General features: G+C 52.6%; 1 protein-coding gene. It reads right to left on the bottom strand.

The window, feature by feature from the left end:
- A partial coding sequence (locus tag B3729_RS06440) for an Hpt domain-containing protein (protein WP_286787692.1) occupies positions 1–936 on the bottom strand: 936 nt, incomplete at both ends.

The following is a 936-nucleotide window of genomic DNA, read 5'->3' as shown; positions in this document are numbered from 1 at the left end:
CAGTCTCAGTCTCAGTCTCAGGAGCATCCAGTTCAGCAAGAAGCAATTGCAACGCATTGATGCGCTCACCCTGAGGTGTGGCTCTAAGCCCCACGGCCAGTTGGTTAAGCATGCTGACCAAGGCTTCCTGGGAAGCCAGCACCTCCTCGAAGAACACGTCGCGATGAGGAATATGCGCACTAATGCAGGATTGATAGACCTCGCAAAGAGCTGAACTCAATGCCTCCACGTCTGATAGCCCCGCGTTAGCGGCCCGATCAGAGAAATGAGTGAACTCAGCGGACAGCGAGGCAGCATGATGAGCATCATCACCCGTTGCTTGCCAAGCCTCTAGCAGCCCATCGGCCTTGAGCAGGATATCCATGCTCTCGATAAGAAAATCGGAGAGGCGTTGACGATTGTGATGCGTATTCGACTCTGCCGCATCGATCGAAGCGGTCTGCTCGGATCTTTGCTCCAGCAGATCCTGCAATCGAGCCAACAAGGCATCATTATCGATAAGCTGAATATCGATATGGTCGTCACTCAATTGTCTGAGGCCGTCCTCTATCGAATACGCTGCATCCGCCAGCACCTGCTGCTCTTCAGAGCCAAACGGTGTATGGCTTGCCTTGTATTCCTTAACAACACGCTCCAACAACGAAGCAAGGTCAGCAATCGCTGAAATACCTGCCATATGAGCGCTACCCTTGAGGGTATGCAAGGCACGCAGCAGATTATCAGTAACCTGTTGAGGTACCTCAGGGTCCGCCTGTTCGAGGTATTCCGCAATCGTTGCAAGATGAGCCTCCGCCTCATTACGGAAGATATCCAATAGCAACGGATCAACATTTTCACGCTCAGGCAGCTCTTCAAACACAGGCTCGCTTGTAACCTGTGCATCCAGCGACTTTTCGTCATCAGCTTCAAGGCTAAGCTCTGGCTCTGGCTCTGGCT

The sequence above is a fragment of the Pseudomonas sp. UBA3149 genome, from assembly GCF_002364655.1.
GTDB lineage: Bacteria > Pseudomonadota > Gammaproteobacteria > Pseudomonadales > Pseudomonadaceae > Chryseomonas > Chryseomonas luteola.
The sequence above is the reverse complement of the archived record's forward strand: the minus strand, read 5'-3'. Positions and strand labels throughout refer to the sequence as shown.